Below are 20,645 nucleotides of genomic sequence, written 5' to 3' on the forward strand. Positions count from 1 at the left end.
CGTAATCATGATAAACAAAATCCTCATAATAGAAGACGAGGTTATCAGCGCCAAGAGGCTGAAGCGTATGGTCAGCGAGATATTGACGGACGCAGTTATTGACGGACCGCTCACAAGCGTTGACACCGTAATAAGCACATTGAAGGAAAACAACGACTACGACCTTATATTCGCTGACATCCAGCTGCATGGCAGGGATGTCTTTGAGGCTTTCAAAGAGGAAATGCCACAGGCTTTTGTGATTTTCACTACCGCTTATGACAATTACGCTATGGAGGCTATAGGAAACAATGGGATGGCGTACCTCCTGAAGCCGATAGACAGGAAGGAACTGGAAGCAGCTATAGACAAGCTTAACCATCAGCCTTTCTGCTTATGCGACCAATATCCAGCAACGATGAACGAACAGAAATCTGACAGCATCGCATATTCTTCGGATGCGCCTTTCACAAAAAGGCGTGTGTTGCTGATTCATGACGGAATGTATGTTCCTGTATGTGTGGACAACATAGCTTATATCTATACTTCTGAACGTATTCAGAATGTTGTCGGGACAGACGGTACGGAGTATGCGTTGCCATCAACGATTAAGGATATAGAAAAGAAGCTTGTCCCCGGGATGTTCTTCCGCATTAACAGACAGTACTTGGTAAACGTGGAGGCGGTAGTCAAAATATGTAAGACCAATGACTATAGACTGATAGTAAGCAAAACTCATTGCGACGAAGAAATCATAGTAAGCAGGGAACGTGCGTTAGCCTTCAGAAAATGGATAGAAGGCGATAACATATAGTGACGAAGCCCTGCCTACCATAGCATACTCTTAGTATGCGGTGTCGTTCGCAAGATGCCATGTTGTGAGGAACGAGGCACGCGAGATGTCGGTCAGCTTGGGATAGTTGATGGTGTTAGGCTCGTCCGACGGTTGGTTGTAGTGGGGCTGTGCGTCGGTGTGATACCAGATGATGGGCACACCCTTGAGGTGGAACGAGCTTTGGTCGCTGCCTCCGACGGGGTTGTCCCATGGACGATAGCTGGGGTTGAGCTTGAGCGAATATCTGTTGATGTCGTCCTTGAGCCAGTCGCCGAACGCAGGATGAGTGTCAGTATAGAAGTATACCATGTATGTGGGGTCCTCAGGCTTGTTGTTGCCACCCACCATGTCGAAGTTGAGATAGCCCTTCACCTGGCTGATGTCAGCATAATGATTGACGAAGTACTTAGAGCCTAACAGTCCGAACTCCTCACCGTCCCAGAATGCGAACACAATGGTGCGTTCCGGTGTGGCACCGCTCTCAGCGAACGCCTTAATAATCTGCAGCACGGCAGTAACGCCTGACGCGTTGTCGTCGGCACCGTTATAGATGTTGTCGCCAGCGACGTCGGCATACATACCCTCATGATCGAGATGGGCACCCACCACTACTATCTCGTCAGAGCGACGTCCGGGAATGACGCCGAGCACGTTACTGAGGTCCATGCGCTGGTGTACGTGCTTCTTTATCTGCGCGATGGAGTCGGCATCCACAAAGAATCTGACGCCGCGCTTCAGCTTCTGGTCGGCATAAGCCTGGAAGGGCTGCTCATAGCTCTCGCCGAAAAGCGGCTTGACGCCAGCCTCACGAAGGCGCGAGATGATGTACTGCTTGGCGATGCGCGAGCCACGCTGACCGGCACGACGACCCTCAAGAAGGTCGTCAGCGAGGAAATAGACGTGGGCACGGGCGGCATTCTCGGTGATGGTGGCAAGGCCAGCTTCCTTCTGGCGGGTGAGCAGTTTGGTTGCCGACTTGGGTGAACGGGGGCCTGCGGCGCAGGCGGGCATGGCAAGAGCGAAGGCTGCTGCCATGCACAGAAGATTAGTCTTTACTTTCATTTGTATTTGTTTCGTTGTTCTGTTGTTGCTGTATCTGGTTCTGCAAAGCACGCTCAATGGTGCGATGCAGGAGATGTATCTTCACGGCGTTTATCACCTCCACTACGCCATACACCATCATTGCCCATCCTATCACGAAGAGCGGAGCCGAGGCAATGGACGAGGGAGAGATGACGGCAATGAGACCTATGAGAAGCGTCAGCGTGGGCATTATCCAGAAATAGACGCCCACACGAGCCAGGCGTGAGGCGGCTATGAGATTCATAAACTGCGTGACGGCGCCGAGGATGAGTATGGCGGCAAGGATATACATTAGGCTGCTGATAAACGTGCCGGGCATGATGGCAAGGATAAGGCCGAGGATAAGGCTGCCAAGACCTACGATGGGAAATGCCGGACGCATGCCGCGAAGCTGACGTCCCTGTGCATCGAACACCTGTACGTCGTCCTTACGACTACGCGCAATGAGATATGAAGCGCACGAGAAAACGCCTGATATGAAGAACAATACGCCTATGGCTATCGTCATCCACGTAACCGTCTGCTCACGATACTTGACGAGCAGCGCTCCCACGACAATGGCGCAGATGGCTCGAAGGAGCGAACTCTGTAATACTTTCATCGGATAATTGTATTTAGTTATTAATGTAAGGCAAATATAAACATAATATTCCGAAAAACCATTGTTTAACGGTAAGAAAAAACAAGAATAGGGAATTTCCCACCGGCGTTTAGGGAAAATCCTTTTGATGCTATGATTTATGTGGCTAACTTTGCAAGCGTAAAGAAACAAGAACGGAAAGAATAACAATTTAAAAATATAGAGTTATGAAAAAGTTTATATCAATCTTAGCGTTACTGTTCACAATGACAGTCACCGTAAACGCAATGAGCTATGAGCAGGCACGCCAGCAGGCACTGTTCCTCACAGACAAGATGGCGTATGAACTCAATCTCACAAACGACCAGTATGAGGCTGCTTACGAGATAAACCTCGACTACCTCATCGGCGTAAACACATACGACGACCTCTACGGACCGTACTGGCGCTATCGTAACGTGGACCTCAGCTACGTGCTCCTCGACTGGCAGTATCGCGCATACTGCGCCGCCAGCTACTTCTATCGTCCGCTCTACTTCAGCGACGGTCTGTGGCACTTCAGTATTTACGCTCGCTATCCGCACCGCGACTACTTCTACTTTGACCGTCCTGTGGTGTACGTAAGCTACTGCGGAGGCCACTCTTGGCATCGCAACGGAGGTCGTTCATGGTATAACGGAAGACGTTACGCTGAGCGTCGTGGCGACGCACACTTCGGAATGCGTGACGGATTTAATCGCGGCGATTATGGCAGAGGAAACCGCCAGTCGTTCGGTTCGCGCAACCAGACGCAGCAGCGCTTTGGTAACAACACTAATATAAACAACAACGGACAGCGTGGTTCGTTTGGTTCGCGCACCAACCGCGAGAGCAGCACTCGCACCACTGTAAGACAGCCGAACAACAACAGCAACTCTTCTTTCGGTGGCAGAGGCGGCTTCAGGGTGGCTTCTCCTGAGAATTCCGTACAAAGCTCGCCGCGCTCTACGTTCGGCAGCGGTCGCTCCAACAACAGCTCACGTTCGTTCGGCAGCAGTAGCCGCTCTAACAGCAGCTCAAGCTCGTTTGGCGGCAGCAGCAGCTCACGTTCGTTCGGCAACAGCAGTCGCTCTAACAGCAGCTCGATGAGTGCTCCTCGCGGAGGTAGTTCGTCATTCGGCAGCTCACGCGGTGGCAGTTCGTTCGGCGGAGGCTCACGCAGCGGTTCGTTCAGCGGAGGTTCATCTTCACGCGGTGGCGGTTCGTCACACGGTGGCGGTTTCGGTAGCCGCAGATAACGCAGCAACACATTAAAACATTATCATATGATTCATTAGACATAATAAAAACACACTATTCTTTTATGCGTAGGGGTTGTGGCAGAGTGGTTCTGGTGCAGCCCCGCTTTTTTTGTTGTCAGTAAGGACATAAATAAATTTGTACGCTATGATAGCCTCAACGTACAATAAACACAAAAAAACGTCGTTATAATATAATATGGTGTAATACGCACTAAAATCACTCAACCGACAAACACACTTTATAATAAAATGATAGACTATATAAAAGGCGAGCTCGCTGAACTTACTCCGGCGCAGGCCGTAGTCGAGGCATACGGCGTTGGCTATGCGCTGAACATCTCGCTTAACACATACGAAGCCGTACAGGGCAAGAAGGAAGTGAAGCTCTACGTACACGAATCGCTTGTCACTGGTGGCAGAGACGACTCGTACACATTCTTCGGATTCGCCTCCAAGCAGGAGCGCGACCTCTATCGTCTGCTCATCACCGTATCAGGCGTGGGAGCAAATACGGCTCGCATGATTCTCTCTGCGGCTTCTCCTGCTGAGCTTGCCGGAGCCATTTCGTCAGGCAACGAGCGACTGCTGAAGGGCGTGAAGGGCATCGGTCTGAAGACGGCACAGCGCATCATCGTTGACCTGAAGGACAAGATCATGTCGCTGGGCATCGCCCAGGAGCTTCCTGCCGGCACCGCTGCCGACAGCACCATCCCCGCAGACGTCAGGGACGAGGCAGTGGCAGCGCTCACAATGCTCGGCTTCTCACCGGCTCCGACAGCCAAGGTGGTGACAGCCCTGCTTACGGACGACCCGACTCTGCCTGTGGAACAGGTGGTGAAGATGGCGCTGAAGCAGATCAAGTAAGACAATAACAGGATACGACACAAGACAATTCAATACGTTGAAGCAAATTCTCAATAACATACTCCTCATATTACGCCGATTCCCGTCGCACAAGACGGCACGGACAATGGCAGTCGCGCTACTTCTGGTGGCAGTGGCTACGCTTGCCATGACCGGAAGTCCCATAATGCAGGATGTCAGACAGCGTGAAGCAAAGCCGGAAGGCGGAAAGGCAAAGGCTGCCCGCGACACCATGGCGATAAAGGCGCAGCCCGTAATAGAGGGAGACGACTCGATACCAGACTCGCTGCTGCATACACGCTGGCCCATACAGCGCACAATGCCGATAACTCTCGACGACCTCTCGCAGGGCGCCGCCGACCTCAAACGCCCTGACAATTTAGGGCAGCAGGTGGAATATAACGACTCTCTCGACAGGTATGTCATCGGATCGAAGATGGCAGGTTCGTACATCGCAGCGCCTGTGATGATGACCGCAGAGGAATATATGCACTGGAGCGAGAAGCAGCTGATGAAGGACTTCTTCCGCAAGAAGAATGACGAGATATATCAGGCGAAGGGTAAGGAGAAGTTCGACTTCTCTGACATGCACTTCGATCTGGGTCCGGCGGAGAAGATATTCGGTCCCGGCGGCGTGCGCATCAAGACGCAGGGAACGGCAGAGCTGAAGTTCGGAGCAACGATGAAGAACATCGACAACCCGTCGCTGCCTATCCGCAACCGCAAGACCACCACAATGGACTTCGACGAGAAGATAAACCTTAACATGAACGGACGCGTCGGCGACAAGGTGAACATGAACCTCAACTACAACACCGACGCCACGTTCGACTTTGACGCTCAGAGCCTCAAGCTCAAGTATGACGGCAAGGAAGACGAGATAGTGAAGCTGGTGGAGGCTGGTAACGTGTCGTTCCCGTCAAACTCGTCGCTCGTAAAGGGTGCCTCATCGCTCTTCGGCATCCGCACAGACCTGCAGTTCGGCAAGCTGAAACTGCAGATGGTGGCATCGCAGAAGAAGTCGACAACGAAGAGTGTATCTTCGAAAGGCGGCAAGCAGTTTACGCCGTTCGAGATTGACGCTGCCAACTATGAGGAGAACCGTCACTTCTTCCTCTCGCAGTATTTCCATGACCGTTATGACGAATGGATGCGCTCACTGCCCAACCTCACTTCGGGAATGAAGATAAACCGTGTGGAGGTGTGGGTGACCAACAAGACAGGAACAACGTCAAACACGCGTAACATCATCGCCCTGACCGACCTTGGCGAGAACACACGCGTGTCTAACCCTATATGGGCTACCACCGGACAGCCCGTGCCTTCCAACGCTTCCAACAGCGAGTACTCCGCAATGACCACGCAGTATGCCGGCGCAAGAGAGATTGACCAGACGTCAACTGTGCTCGACGCCATACCGGGATTTGCCGGCGGCACCGACTATGAGAAGCTGGAGAAAGCGCGTCTGCTCTCTTCTTCGGAATATACCGTCAACACCGCACTCGGCTATATCTCGCTGAAGACAGGTCTGCAGACCGACCAGGTGCTTGCCATCGCATACGAATACACTTACGGTGGCGTGACTTATCAGGTGGGCGAGTTCGCCTCTGACAATACGGACGTGAGCAAGGCGCTCTTCGTGAAGTCGCTCAAGAACACGTCGAACAACCCGAGTCAGGGCAACTGGGGACTCATGATGAAGAACGTCTACTACCTTGCCTCGTCGGTGGAGAAGGAGAAGTTCCGTCTGGACGTGAAGTTCCAGAGCGACACGGCTGGCGTATACCTTTCTTATATACCAGAGCCGCAGGTGAAGAACCAGACGCTTATCAAGGTGCTCGGAGCCGACCGACTGGACAATAACAACAAGGCACACTCCAACGGCTACTTCGACTACGTGGAGGGATATACCGTCACGAACGGTCGCGTGTTCTTCCCTGTTGCCGAACCGTTCGGCAAGCACATCTACAACTATCTCATCTCCAAGGGCGTGACAGCAGACCAGGCTTCCAAGTATGCCTTCACCGAGCTGTACGACTCGACAAAAACCGTGGCTAAACAGATAGCCGAGAAGGACAAGTACGTGCTCATGGGACAGTTCCGTGGTACATCTGCCAACGTCATATCGCTCGGCGCATACAACATTCCGCAAGGTTCAGTGGTGGTAACGGCAGGCGGCGTGACCCTTGCCGAGGGCACCGACTACTCCGTGGACTACTCGGGTGGCGAGGTGACCATCCTCAATCAGAGCATCATCGACGCAGGAACGAGCGTGAACGTGTCGCTCGAGAGCAACACTGACTATGCGCAGGAGCGAAAGACAATGTTCGGCCTCAATTGGGAGTACGACATATCGAAGAACTTCCAGCTCTCGGGTACGTTCCAGCATCTCTCCGAACAGCCGCTCACCAACAAGGTGAACATGGGTTCGGAACCGCTCAACAACACCATCTGGGGACTCAACATAAACTGGAAGAAGGAGAGCCAATGGCTCACCAACATGCTGGACAAGATACCATTGCTGCACCTTACACAGCCTTCGTCAATATCGTTCTCAGGTGAGTTTGCACAACTCATCGCCGGACAGAGCCACGGAACGCAGGACAACGCATCGTACATTGACGACTTCGAGAATACGAAGAACACCATAGACGTGTCTACACCGACGTCGTGGATAATCTCAAGCGTGCCGTCAATGTTCCAGGAATCGAACGACAAGAACACGCTGCGCTCGGGATTCAACCGCTCTCGCATGGCTTGGTATACCATCGACCCGCTCTTCACACGCCGCTCGTCGTCGCTTACGCCGGGCCACATCAAGAGCGACCTCGACCAGTTGTCAAACCATTATGTACGTGAGATATACGTAAACGAGCTGTTCCCTAACCGCGACCAGAGCGCTTACAACGGCAGCACGTCAACTCTCTCCATCCTCAACCTCGCCTATTACCCCAACGAGCGCGGACCGTACAACTTCAATCCGGACCTCAACTACGACGGAACACTCAACAATCCGCAGCAGCATTGGGGCGGTATGATGCGAAAGCTGGACACCAACGACTTCGAGACAGCCAACATCGAGTACATCGAATTCTGGATGCTCGACCCCTTTATCTACACCCGTGAGCAGGGAACGGCGTCCGACTACGGCGGCGACTTCTATATCAACCTCGGCGAAATGAGCGAGGACATCCTCCGCGACGGTAAGAAATTCTATGAGAGCGGAATGCCTACGGACGGTTCAGCGGCTTACACCACCACACAATGGGGTAAGGTTCCGAACCAGGCTACCGTAACTTACGCCTTCGCTACGTCAAGCGGCGCAAGAGCAAAGCAGGACGTGGGCTTCAACGGACTGACCGACGAAGAGGAACAGAAGTGGGAGTCTTATCAGGACTTTCTGAAGGAAGTGCAGGGCAAGGTCAATCCGGCTGTGTGGGACTCTATCTGGGCTGACCCCGCAGGCGACAACTATCACTACTTCCGCGGTTCTGACTACGACCGCATGGAGGCTCCAATCCTCCGTCGCTACAAGTATATCAACAACCCGCAGGGCAACTCGCCCGACAACGACTCGCGTACGGAAGGATACGATACGTCATACAAGTCGACACCGGACGTGGAGGACATCAATCAGGACTATACGCTCAACGAGTATGAGAAGTATTTCCAGTATCGCATCTCCATCCGTCCTGAGGACCTCGAGATTGGCAAGAACTACATCGTGGACATGCGTGCCGACACACGACCGCTGCGCAATAAGAAGACGGAAACCGTACATTGGTATCAGTTCCGCATTCCGCTCAGAGAGTATGAAAAACGCGTCGGAGCCATCAGCGACTTCACCTCCGTGCGCTTCATGCGTATGTTCCTAACAGGATTCAAGCACCCCATCATCCTGCGTTTCGGCACACTCGACCTCGTTCGCGGCGAATGGCGAGTATACGAGCAGAACATCGACAATTCAAGTTCAACGTCAGGACGACTGGCTGTTTCGGCTGTCAACATAGAAGAGAACGCTGACAAGCAGCCTGTCAACTACGTTCTGCCTCCGGGCATCAAGCGCGGACAGGACCCGACGCAGCCTCAGCTCGTGGAGAACAACGAGCAGGCGCTTGCCATGACCGTCACAACGCTCGGTTCAGGTGAGGCAAAGGCGGTATATAAGAACACCACGCTGGACGTCCGTCAGTATAAGCGTCTGCAGATGTTCGTGCATGCCAACGCCTTCGAGCAGAACACCACCGGACTGGAAGACGGACAGCTCTCCGTTTTCGTACGTCTCGGATCGGACTATAAGAGCAACTTCTATGAGTACGAGATTCCGCTGAAGCTCACAGCTCCGGGCAAGTACGACCGCTACTCAACAGCCGAAGCACGAAAGGTTTGGCCTGAGGAGAACATGCTGGACATCGACCTCAAGAAGCTGACCGACCTCAAGAAGGAACGCAACAAGGCGAAGGCCAACGGACAGGCATCGTACAACCGACTGTTCTCAGCATACGACTCGGACAAGCCGAAGAACAAGATTTCGGTGATGGGTAACCCGACTCTCGGCGAGATAAAGACAATGGTGATTGGTGTGCGCAACAACTCGGGCACGGAGAAGAGCGGCGAGGTGTGGCTCAATGAGCTGCGTCTGCGCGAATACAACAACTCCGGCGGTTGGGCTGCACAAGGCAACCTCAACCTGCAACTCTCTGACCTCGGCACCGTAAACGTGCAGGGCAAGTATATGTCGTCAGGTTTCGGCGGACTGGAAGAGGGTGTGGCACAACGCAGCACCGACAACCAAGCCAACTATACTGTCACAGCTAACATTGAGCTGGGCAAGTTCTTCCCCGACAAGGCGAAGGTTTCAGCCCCACTCTACTACTCAGTGACGAAGGAGAAGACTTCACCTAAGTATAATCCGCTCGACACCGATATGGAGCTGAAGGACGCTCTCGACGCAGCAGGATCAAAGCACGAGCGCGACTCCATTGAGAGCATCGCCGTGACGAAGGTCACTCAGACCAACTTCTCGCTGTCCAACGTACGCGTCGGCATACAGAACAAGCGCCACCCGATGCCGTACGACCCTGCCAACTTCTCGTTCTCATACAGCCACTCCCACTCTTACACGTCAGGAGAGACTACTGTTTATGAGAAGGAGGACAACTGGAGAGGATCGATGACATACTCTTGGACGCCGGTATATAAGCCAATTGAACCGTTCAAGAAGATTAAGTCGAAGTCGAAGTGGATGGACTTCCCGAAGAAGTTCGGCATCAACTGGCTGCCGCAGAACGTAGGCTTCAGCACCGACATCACGCGCAACTACTACGAATTGCAGGAGCGCGATATGGAATCGACGGAAAATTCGGCTCTCCCGCTGACCTTCTCTTCACAGTTCCTGTGGAACAGAGAGTTCAATATCAGATGGGATATCACGAAGAATCTGCACATGAACTTCCAAAGTGCCACGAACGCCGAGATAGAACAGCCTTACACTCCGGTGAACAAAGACCTCTATCCTGACCAGTATTCGGCATGGAAAGACTCTGTATGGACGTCCATCAAGCACATGGGCACGCCGCTCAACTACAACCAGTCGTTCCAGGCTTCATACAAGTTGCCTATAAATCTCCTGCCAATATTCGACTGGATAACGTCGGACGCTTCGTACAACGCCACGTATAACTGGACACGAGGAACTGACCTTGAGGACGGAACGTCGCTTGGAAACAACATAGCCAACAACCGTCAGATAAACATCAACGGACAGTTCAACATGGAGAAGCTCTACAACCATGTGCCGTTCCTGAAGAAAACCAACGAGCGGTTCAAGAAGGAAACCAACCGCAACAAGAAGATAGAAAGAAACCGTCGGAAGAACTTCAACACCGTAAAGAAGGGCGAGGACGATAAGGAGAACGCCGGAAAGAAACCCGGCGGAAAGAACAAGCCTCTTCTTGGCGACGACAACGTGGTGGGAAGAAACAAGAACCCGAAGAAGAAAGCCTTCGAGAAGGAGGTGACGCTGGCGCCTGACACCACCATTAAGGTGAACCATGCCAAGCGCACCAAGCGCATCATCGTTTCGGCGAAGACAGCTGACGGCAAGGCGTTCGACATCAAATATCGCCGCACTGACGCCAACAGCATCGTCATCCTCAACAAGGTGGACTCGGCAACGAAGATTAAGGTGTCGGTACTTGCGAAGGAACCGCTTGAGGACAAGGGCTGGTATAAGACCGCTCAGTCGGTGGCAAGAGTGCTGATGATGGTCAGAAACGTAAGCCTCAGCTACCGCAACCAGTACTCTATGGCGCTGCCGGGCTTCAAGCCAATGATTGGCAACATCTTCGGCCAGCGCTCAGGAATGGGAGCAATGTCGCCTGGACTCGACTTCGCCTTCGGTTTCATAGGCGACTCCTACATCGACAAGGCGAGGGAGAACGGATGGTTACTCATGAACGACTCATTGGCAACACCTGCCACAACCAACCGTACGGAGGACCTGCAACTCAGAGCAACGCTCGAGCCTGTACGCAACTTCAAGATTGACCTCAACGCCAGTCGCGCTATGACAACGGCACGCTCCGTACAATATATGTATGCGGGCAACCCGACAACGCAGAGCGGAACGTTCACGATGACAACGCTGTCGCTCAAGAGCGCATTCGAAGGATCAGGCAATGCCTCTAACGGTTATCACTCGCCGTCGTTCGAACGCTTCTGCAAGTCGCTCGACGGATTCCGCGAAAAGGTAGAGGCACGTTACGCGGGGGCAATTTATCCGCAGGGAACGGCGCTGGCAGGACAGAAGTTTGACGCTGCCAACGGTGCTGTAAACAAATACAGTGCTGACGTAATGGTGCCGGCATTCCTCTCCGCTTACACAAGCATGGGAGACGGAGGCATGTCCATATTCCCCTCACTCTCCAAGCTGCTGCCCAACTGGACCATCAAGTACAGCGGACTGTCGAAGCTGCCTTGGTTCAGGGACGTATTCAAGAGCGTGAATGTCAACCACGCATACAAGAGCGTATACGCCGTAGGTTCGTATTCGTCGTACAGCACCTTCATGGAATACATGAACGGACTGGGATTCATCAACGACGCCACAACCGGAGCACCTATACCTAATTCTATGTATAACGTGTCGACAGTCAGCATCAACGAGTCGTTCTCGCCGTTGCTCGGAATAGACGTGACACTCAACAACAACATGACGGTGAAGGCGGAATATCGTACCACACGTGTGCTTAGCCTCAGCATGACGTCAGTTCAGATAAACGAGTCGTCATCACACGACTGGGTGATTGGTGCCGGATACACCATCAACAACTTCAATCTCTTCGGAGGCGGCGGCTCAAACAAGCACCGTCAGGTGAAGGGCAAGAAGAGGGGAGCCAACGACAAGGACAACAAGACGGCTTCAATGACAAACCGCAGCCGATCAACAGGCGGCGTAAACAACGACTTGAAGCTCCGACTGGACCTCAGTCTGCGCAAGCAGGCATCCATCAGTCGTGATATCGCCTCGATGACATCGTCAGCAAACAGCGGCAACACGGCGTTCAAGCTATCGTTCTCAGCCGACTACACGCTCTCACGTCTGCTGACCATGAGCTTCTATTACGACCGTCAGACCAACACCCCGCTGCTCTCGTCAAGCTCTTATCCTACAACGACGCAGGATTTCGGACTGAGCATCAAGTTCTCGCTGACAAGATAACAGACAGAGTGTAAACAGAATACGAACAGGAAAGTTAACGGACTTTTGCTTTATTGAATCAATAAAAGCATTAGTCCGTTAACTTTTATTTCGTTATAAAAATCATAATAAATGAGTATTTCAAGGAATAAACGAAATACCTAACTTTGCATCCGCAAAACAAAACCATTCTTTTTATAGAAAAACAAACAAAGCCCTCTATACAAAATTATGAACATCAACAAAAGTATGAAATCAAGAATGTATCCCGGCAAGACACTGGGAGCACTCCTTATTGTGCTCTTGCTAATGCCTCTCGGTCACGCTCTCATGATTCTTATGGAGCATTTTCTGGAACCGACAACGCTTCACTATTCGGCTTTCTTCATGGGTCTTGTGGGTCTCGCCATAACCATTTGGGGCATCTTTGTCAAGGGAGACACCAAGCAGACTTGCCTCGGCATAACGGGCGCAATGCTTTTCTGGACGGGATGGGTGGAATTTCTGCTCGCCTATTACGCTCAGCGCTACGGCGTTCACTGCGACCTTGTAGGCAACGGCGTAGTGGAGACTGTCAGCCGATACGTCAACGGAGTGGCAGTAGACCACTCGTTTACCATCAACGGCACACCGCTGGAAGACTTCTCGCGTGGCGAACTGAAGGAGATACGCGGCTCAAGACCAGAATATCTCATTATGCCAGCCACGTTCGGAATGTGGATAATGACCATCTTCATGTATGTTTTCTGCACCCGCACAGGATGCAACTTCATCCGCTGGATACAGAATCATTGCGGCGTAAAGCAGCACGTGGAGCTTCGCCCGATGGCATACCATCCCAGCGTAGTGGTATTCATGGAATGGAACATCATGATGTGGGGCCTCTATATCCTGCTCATGTTCTGCTACGACCCCGTATTCTTGGGTAGCGACCATCCCGTCACTTACGCCATCGGTGCTGCTTGCCTTGTGTCCTCAGGCATGATTCTCAAGAAGCAGCTCCACATAGCCTCATGGGGCAGAAACCTCCGTATGGCTCTTGCCAACGTCATTGTCTTCTGGTCGTTTGTTGAGGTGGCTGCACGCAACGGTTTTTTCAAGGAGATATGGGTGGACCCGATAAACCACGTGGCAGAGATGGTTGGCATCCTCGCCCTCTTCGTTGCCCTCATTGCAGGCTTCTGGCTTTACAATGCCAAGGACAGTCACGCTGACCATTCGGACAATTCAGAAACAGAATAAAATATAGAATAACATAAAACGTAAAAAATAAAAACAATAAGAATATGAAGAAGATTTTTACTCTCCTCTTTGCAGCCTTCACTGCAGCCTCAATGTCAGCCCAACAGCACACACCCATGTCTTTCGTGGGAGCGTCTAACGCTAAAGTTTCAACAATGGACGTAAACAACGAGAGCGACACCATACAGTTCAAGATGAACGACCTTACATCCGGCGACATCACTTTGCCAGAGATGAAGGGCATGGCTGCCATTCCTTCGTTTACCATTAAGGGAGCCACATTCACGATGGGTGCCAATCATGTGGTGGAGTTTCCTTCACAGGAGTTCAGCGCCACTATCAACGTAGGCGGTAAGGAGAAAGCCATTAAGGGTTCGTCATTGAGCGCCACTTACAATATGGCAGACAACTCGTTTGACCTTAGCGCCACTTTCACATACGGCTCAATGCCCTTCCCCGTAACTTATACCGTCAAGGGATATTACGTCAAGTCAGTAACCGATGCCATCAGCGTTTGCATCGGCAGCGCTTACACCTACACAAACAGCAGCGTCACCTACAACGTACGTAAGTATAAGGACGGCGACGTGGAGAAGGTGGATGTGACTGTTCCGGCCTACACACTCGACAACACTCTTATCGGCAACCTTTCGCTTGGAGCATACACTGTTAAGGGACTGGTTTATGACAGCGAGCAGGGTGGATTCTATCGCGACTATAAGGACGACGGTCTCACATTCCACTTCTCGGCAGAGAAGGACGGCAATACCACAATTAACGGCGACTATGTCTTCAACAGCAAGAAGGACAACAACATCCTCGTGAAGTATGACGGTACAAAGGTTACTTCCATCATCAACAAGTTCCAGATGGGTGCAATGCCGTTCGACATCGTATCGACATTCAATGTAAACACCACCGCCATCAACACCGTAAAGACAGACAACAAGCCTATGGACGGTAAGGCATACAACATTGCCGGACAGCGTGTGAGCGATGACTATAAGGGCATTGTCATCATCAACGGCAAGAAATACCTTAGAAAATAAAGCAGAAACAAAGAATAAAAACACTGAAATAACAGGAATGTTAAAGTATTCACTCAAATATTCCATCCGACTTGCCGTTGCATGCATGGTGATCTTTACCACCACTGCCTGCAACGGCATTCTCGACGATATATACGACCAACCAGACAAGGAGATTGTGGCTGCAAAGGGACAGCTGTTCATGGACGCAACGAGCTGGACCGACTGGCACTACTTTGACCTCAAGAAGCTGCAGCGTCTGGCAGAGAGCGGCGACGAGGAAGGGCTGCAGAAAGCACAGATGGAGCCTGAGACTTATCCCATTCCGATGACGCTGACAAAGGAGTCGGACGGCAAGTCGGGACAGTATATGTACTGGTTTGATGTGTTCGGAGAGGGAATAACGAAGAGCGAGTTTCGCGAATTTACGCCTTGCGATCCACAGGAAGAACCTGAAGAATGGACCATAGCCATTCATCGCAACAATGTCCGCACGAATGGTGGAGCCGTTCTGCGAACCAACTGCAAGTCGATGGCCGAACTGCCTGAGTCGTCTGAGGCTTTCGACGGAATGACTTTCACGGAGGACGAATGGTCAGAGAACGACGTTTGGGACGGACAGGAGAAGATGCTGTTGGGTCTGGTGCCGTCGCAGGGCATAAAGATAAACCGCCTGCTCTCGTCATGGCTCATCGTAAAGGTGCCGCCAATGCCGCCAGAGTTCTCAATGGACAGCCGTGTGTTTGTGCTCCGACTCAACGACGGAACCTACGCCGCTCTCCAACTCAACAACTATCTTTCGCCGCAAGGAGAGAAGTGCTTCATGACCATCAACTATAAGTATCCTTATTAATACATTAATAATATAATGATAAAGAAAAACGCTCTTATCGCCACCGTCTGCTGTTCAGCGCTGCCGCTTGCCGCACAGACAAGCGAGGCTTTCACTGACTCCATCATGCGCAATTACATGCTGGAAGAGGTGGTGGTAACCGGAACACGCACACCGAAACTGCTCAAGGACACTCCTATCCAGACCCGACTCATCACCTCACGCGACATCGAACGTACTGATGCCACCAACGTGCAGGATCTGCTACAGCAGGAAATACCAGGCGCTGAGTTTTCATACGCCATGAACCAGCAGACACACCTCAACTTCTCCGGTTTCGGAGGACAGGGCGTGCTGTTCCTTGTTGACGGTGAACGTCTGGCTGGCGACGTCAGTGGCGACATCGACTTCTCACGCCTTTCCATGGACAACGTGGAACGTGTGGAGATTGTGAAGGGTGCGGCTTCGGCTCTTTACGGCAGCAATGCCAACGGTGGAGTTATAAATATCATAACCAAGAAGCCTTCAAAACCTTGGACGCTGAACGTCAACGGACGCATTTCGAAACATGGCGAACAGCGTTATGGCACGTCGTTCGGACTTAAAGGCAAGCACGTGCACAATCTGCTCACGGCTGAACGTACGGCGATGGACAACTATAACGTCACCAGTGCGCCTAATCCTGTTACGCGTGTCATCTCCACCATCTATGGCAGCAAGACTGTCAATATTGGCGACAAGCTTACATGGGTACCGACAGACAAGCTGTCATTGACAGCACGTGCAGGCTATTTCTTCCGCGAGACAGCACGTACGGCAGACCTTCCGGAGCGTTATCGCGACTTCTCGGGTGGACTGAAGCTTGGCTGGAACATCTCTGACGCGGACGACCTGAAGGTGGGCTACACCTTCGACCAGTATGACAAGTCGGACTATCAGACCCGTCGCCGACTGGACATCCGCGATTACAGCAACGTGCAAAACTCCTTCCGTGCCGCTTACAATCATTCGTTCGACAACGGCGACATGCTTACCGTCGGCGCAGACTATATGCATGACTACCTGTTCAATACCAACCTTGAGAACAAGAAGAGAGAGCAGGACTGCTTCGATGTCTTCGCACAGTACGACTGGATGGTGACGTCAAAGCTGGAGGTGGTTGGAGCATTGCGTTATGACTATCTTTCTGACGGTCAGAATTCGCGCGTTACGCCAAAGCTTAACGTGCGTTATCGTCCTTGCAGCAACATCACTCTCCGCACAGGTTACGGCATGGGATTCAGAGCGCCGTCGCTGAAGGAGAAATACTATAATTTTGATATGGCTGGTATTTGGATTGTTGAGGGTAACGAGAACCTGAAGCCGGAACTGAGTCACAACTTTAACGCTTCTGTGGAAATGGTGAAGGGACAATATAACGTTACGGCTTCGGTTCTTTACAGCCACGTCACCAACAAACTTTCCACCGCAGCTCCTTACTTTAAGACTCCAACGGACAAGCTGCCTTACCTCCCCTATGCCAATCTCGGCGAGTATAGTGTTTGTGGCGGCGAACTGGCTGCCCAGGGAAGATGGGACAACGGTCTGTCTGCACGCCTCACTTACGCCTACACCAACGAACAGTTGGCAAAGGACAAGGACGGCAACACCATCAACAACCAGTACATCCCAGCCCGCAAGCACGCCGTAAACGTCCGTCTCGACTACGATCATGACTTCACAAAGAATTACGGGATAAGCGCTGGAATAAGCGGACGCGTTCTCTCTGGAAGCAAAAACGTGGAGTATAAGAACTATTATGACGTGAGCGAAGGAACCGTAAGCGTCAAGTATCCTGCTTACACCATCTGGAAGCTGTCGCTCGTGCAGCGCATCGGCAAAGCCATAACGCTGACCACAGCTCTTGACAACCTCCTGAACTACCGCCCAAAACACTACTATCTGAACTGTCCGCTAACGGACGGCACCACACTGCAAGTGGGGCTGAGAGTGGACATTGACAAGCTGTTTTAGGAGGCTTCTCTTTAGGCTCTGGACGGTCTGGCTCTTCTATACGGTCTAGAGAGACTAGACGTTCTAGCTCTTCTAGACATTCTAGAGCTTCTAGAAAAGCTAGAGACGCTAGAAGGGTTAGAGATGCCAGAAGGGCTTAAAGCCCCTCCTCCCCCAGCAAGTTCTTCAGCCTCTTTATCTCTTCCTGCTGCTTGTAATATGCCTTAAGCGCTCTTTGCTTAAGGTCTTCGTAAGCAGCCTTCCATTTCTCGGCAGCGGCACGTGCTTCGTCAAGCTCCTTTCTCATAACAGGCAGCTCAGCCTCCAGTTGTTTGAGGCGAGCGTCCTGCTGCTGTCTGTAGCCAGTCCGTGCCTTGTGCATGCGTTCTTTGATGCCTCCTTCCGTCACAAACTCCCTTTCCAGCCTTTTCAGAAAAGACATCATCATACGGTCTATCATGTGGCAAAGCGTTAAGGCATAATTACACATCTGCTCGTCACTCCATGTCTGGAAGAAAGGCTCATAATCCTTCAGTTTGTTATGACGGCTGCAGTAATCAAGCATTACGTCATAACGCTCCTCCCCCGCTACATAAAACTCGCGATGACGCGACTTGAGATAATCCTCAAAATCCTCACGCAGTTCCTTCAGCGAGGCTCTTGCCACATTCAGCAGCTTCAGCTGCATTTCTGAAGACGTCACACCGTCAGCCAGCCCCTCCACAATGTTCTGCTTGCAGGAACGGGCAGCCTGAATGACCTGATCGCGAGTGCGGTCCTTATAAAGATGGATGAATCTGTCACAGAAGACAAACGATAGCTGATAAATAACGTCAGCCTTCTGATAAAAGAAAAGGTCCTCCCACTTGGTCTGTCTGCCAAGCACAGAAGGAACATTGTTATTGTTGTCTGCTATGTCCATAGATGTAAGGTTAGTAATGTCCATAGATGTAATGTTAGTAGTAATTAAGAAAAACAAATAATGGCAAGCTACAACTGCATGAGCTGCTGCTTGCCATTATCATTTTTATCAAGGAAGCCTGTCCTATTAATAAAGGCCAAACCGCCCCGATTATTTAGACTTCTTATTATCCTTATAATACTTCAGTCCACCCTTTACGTTCTGTATAAGAGCCTTTGATGAATATGTGGCACCGCTAACGCCGTCCACCTTCATGGCTGAAGCCTCATCCACCGACTTGCCGACGAAGCGCTTAAGAAGCTCTTCTGCCTTGGCATATACAGCCGGAGTTTCCTGATTAGGAAGCGACTCAATCTTGACTATCTTATTATTGCGAACGAAAATCTTCACAGGCGTATTGCCCATATATCCACGCGCCTTCACTATTGAAGACGTATTAATTACGGCAACATCCTTATTGTACTTTATGGCGTTCTTGCTGACGCAGAAGCTCATCAGAGCGAAAGCGGCGCAAGCCACAGCCACAGACCAAACATTCTGTTTCATAAGCAGACGTATTGTGTCAGGAAAGATTTATTTCTTGTCGTAGGCGTGAAGCGGATAGTCTGTCGTGTAATGCAGTCCGCGACATTCCTTGCGCTCGATGGCCTGACGTGTAATAAGGTAGCCCACGTTAATCATATTGCGGAGCTCGCAGATGTCACGACTTGCCTTCACACGCTTAAACAGTTCCTCTGTTTCCTCATAAAGCAAATCCAGACGGTCCCAGGCACGCTTCAGACGAAGGTCAGAACGAACAATGCCAACATAGTTTGACATTATCTCGCCCACCTCTTTCACGCTCTGCGTGATAAGCACCTTCTCCTCATTGGTCATCGTGCCCTCGTCATTCCATGCCGGAACCTTATCGTTAAAGTCATACTCATCGATATGCTCCAATGAATGCTTTGCAGCAGCATCGGCATAAACCACAGCCTCAATGAGCGAGTTGCTGGCAAGACGGTTGCCGCCATGAAGTCCTGTGCAAGAACACTCGCCGATGGCATAAAGGCGCTCGATGGACGACTGTCCGTTAAGGTCCACCTTAATGCCGCCACACATATAGTGAGCTGCTGGACGAACAGGAATATAGTCAGTCGTGATGTCGATGCCTATTGTCTTACACTTATGATATATATTGGGGAAGTGCTTCTTCGTCTCCTCAGGGTCCTTGTGCGTAACGTCCAGACAAACATGGTCGATACCGTGTATCTTCATCTCCTTGTCGATGGCGCGAGCCACGATGTCACGCGGAGCAAGCGAGAGGCGCTTGTCATACTTCTCCATGAACGATTCGCCGTTAGGCAGACGCAATATGCCGCCGTAACCGCGCATAGCCTCAGTGATAAGGAAGGCAGGATGAGTCTCGCCGGGATGATAAAGCGCCGTCGGATGGAACTGCACGAACTCCATGTCCTTCACCGTTCCCTTGGCACGATATACCATAGCCTCGCCGTCACCCGTTGCGATAACAGGATTAGTGGTGGTCTGGTATACAGCGCCACAACCGCCCGTACACATCAGCGTCACCTTACTCAAGTAAGTGTCCACCTTCTCCGTCTCCGGATTGAGCACGTAAGCTCCATAGCAGTTAATATGTGGGGTGCGGCGCGTTACGCGAGCTCCGAGATGGTGCTGTGTGATAATCTCCACAGCGAAGTGGTTTTCCTTAATGTCGATGTCCGGACATGCACGCACGGCAGCCATCAGGCCGCGCTGAATCTCAGCTCCCGTGTCGTCGGCATGGTGAAGGATGCGAAACTCAGAGTGTCCGCCCTCACGATGAAGGTCGAACTCGCCGTCTTCCTTACGGTCGAAATTCACACCCCACTTCACCAGTTCTTTTATCTGTGCCGGAGCATTACGCACCACCAGTTCCACAGCATTACGGTCTGAGATATAGTCGCCCGCAATCATTGTGTCCTCTATGTGCTTGTCGAAATTGTCGACTGCGAGGTTAGTCACTGAGGCAACACCTCCCTGGGCAAACGAAGTGTTTGCCTCGTCAAGCGAAGTCTTGCAGATAATGCACACCTTTCCTTTGTGTGCGCGGGCCACTTTCAAGGCGTAGCTCATGCCGGCTACACCGGCGCCAATAATTAGAAAGTCGTATTTGAAAACCATCGGTCTTGTTATAAATGACTCACAAAAGTAGAAATTTTTGGCGAAACCTTATTTTATGATACCACGACAATAACTAAGTTTAACCTTTACGTTACCGTATGTTAACATTATTGACATGTTATCAACGTTTTCTGATTTATAAA

Annotated in this window: 13 protein-coding genes; 8 read left to right on the forward strand and 5 right to left on the reverse strand. The window is 51.4% G+C overall.

Annotated features, from left to right (window positions below):
• The first annotated feature begins 7 nt into the window (after positions 1 to 7).
• On the forward strand, positions 8 to 793 hold the full coding sequence (locus CHL74_RS04140; RefSeq protein WP_094879906.1) for a LytR/AlgR family response regulator transcription factor: 786 nt from the start codon (positions 8 to 10) through the stop codon (positions 791 to 793).
• A 30-nt stretch (positions 794 to 823) separates the two neighbouring features.
• Here CHL74_RS04140 and CHL74_RS04145 read toward each other — a convergent pair whose 3' ends face one another.
• Positions 824 to 1,876, reverse strand: a complete 1,053-nt coding sequence (locus CHL74_RS04145; RefSeq protein ID WP_094879907.1) for a M28 family metallopeptidase — start codon at positions 1,874 to 1,876, stop codon at positions 824 to 826.
• The gene (locus tag CHL74_RS04150; RefSeq protein ID WP_094879908.1) at positions 1,860 to 2,498 is read right to left on the reverse strand and encodes a DUF308 domain-containing protein; all 639 of its coding nucleotides are present in this window, start codon (positions 2,496 to 2,498) and stop codon (positions 1,860 to 1,862) included. Before CHL74_RS04150 ends, CHL74_RS04145 begins: the two co-directional genes overlap by 17 nt.
• A gap of 206 nt (positions 2,499 to 2,704) precedes the next feature.
• Between CHL74_RS04150 and CHL74_RS04155 the strand changes: the two genes are divergently transcribed.
• From CHL74_RS04155 to CHL74_RS04185, 7 genes are all read left to right on the forward strand, one after another.
• Positions 2,705 to 3,754, forward strand: a complete 1,050-nt coding sequence (locus tag CHL74_RS04155) for a hypothetical protein (RefSeq protein ID WP_094879909.1) — start codon at positions 2,705 to 2,707, stop codon at positions 3,752 to 3,754.
• Positions 3,755 to 4,006: 252 nt separating this feature from the next.
• Positions 4,007 to 4,621: a Holliday junction branch migration protein RuvA gene (gene ruvA, locus CHL74_RS04160; RefSeq protein ID WP_094879910.1), complete on the forward strand. Its 615-nt coding sequence runs from the start codon at positions 4,007 to 4,009 to the stop codon at positions 4,619 to 4,621.
• Positions 4,622 to 4,853: 232 nt separating this feature from the next.
• Complete coding sequence (sprA, locus tag CHL74_RS04165; protein ID WP_441339036.1) at positions 4,854 to 12,344, forward strand: cell surface protein SprA; 7,491 nt, start codon at positions 4,854 to 4,856, stop codon at positions 12,342 to 12,344.
• A gap of 228 nt (positions 12,345 to 12,572) precedes the next feature.
• Positions 12,573 to 13,565 (forward strand): hypothetical protein, encoded by a 993-nt coding sequence (locus CHL74_RS04170; protein ID WP_094879961.1) that lies wholly within the window; start codon positions 12,573 to 12,575, stop codon positions 13,563 to 13,565.
• Between the two features lie 44 nt (positions 13,566 to 13,609).
• Positions 13,610 to 14,614 carry a hypothetical protein gene (locus tag CHL74_RS04175; protein ID WP_094879912.1) on the forward strand — a complete coding sequence of 335 codons (1,005 nt, stop codon included), beginning with the start codon at positions 13,610 to 13,612 and terminating at the stop codon, positions 14,612 to 14,614.
• Between the two features lie 37 nt (positions 14,615 to 14,651).
• Positions 14,652 to 15,446 carry an HmuY family protein gene (locus CHL74_RS04180; protein WP_094879913.1) on the forward strand — a complete coding sequence of 265 codons (795 nt, stop codon included), beginning with the start codon at positions 14,652 to 14,654 and terminating at the stop codon, positions 15,444 to 15,446.
• Between the two features lie 15 nt (positions 15,447 to 15,461).
• Positions 15,462 to 17,438, forward strand: a complete 1,977-nt coding sequence (locus CHL74_RS04185) for a TonB-dependent receptor plug domain-containing protein (RefSeq protein ID WP_094879914.1) — start codon at positions 15,462 to 15,464, stop codon at positions 17,436 to 17,438.
• Between the two features lie 136 nt (positions 17,439 to 17,574).
• On the opposite strand, the gene CHL74_RS04190 is transcribed toward CHL74_RS04185, so the two are convergent.
• The 3 genes from CHL74_RS04190 to nadB form a co-directional block, all read right to left on the reverse strand.
• Positions 17,575 to 18,363, reverse strand: a complete 789-nt coding sequence (locus tag CHL74_RS04190; protein ID WP_254923215.1) for a four helix bundle suffix domain-containing protein — start codon at positions 18,361 to 18,363, stop codon at positions 17,575 to 17,577.
• A 126-nt stretch (positions 18,364 to 18,489) separates the two neighbouring features.
• The gene (locus CHL74_RS04195; RefSeq protein WP_094879915.1) at positions 18,490 to 18,885 is read right to left on the reverse strand and encodes an FMN-binding protein; all 396 of its coding nucleotides are present in this window, start codon (positions 18,883 to 18,885) and stop codon (positions 18,490 to 18,492) included.
• 27 nt (positions 18,886 to 18,912) lie between these two features.
• Positions 18,913 to 20,502, reverse strand: coding sequence for an L-aspartate oxidase (gene nadB / locus CHL74_RS04200; RefSeq protein ID WP_094879916.1), 1,590 nt, complete (start codon positions 20,500 to 20,502; stop codon positions 18,913 to 18,915).
• Positions 20,503 to 20,645 lie beyond the last annotated feature (143 nt).

The organism is Prevotella sp. 885, from assembly GCF_002265625.1.
Taxonomy (GTDB): Bacteria; Bacteroidota; Bacteroidia; order Bacteroidales; family Bacteroidaceae; genus Prevotella.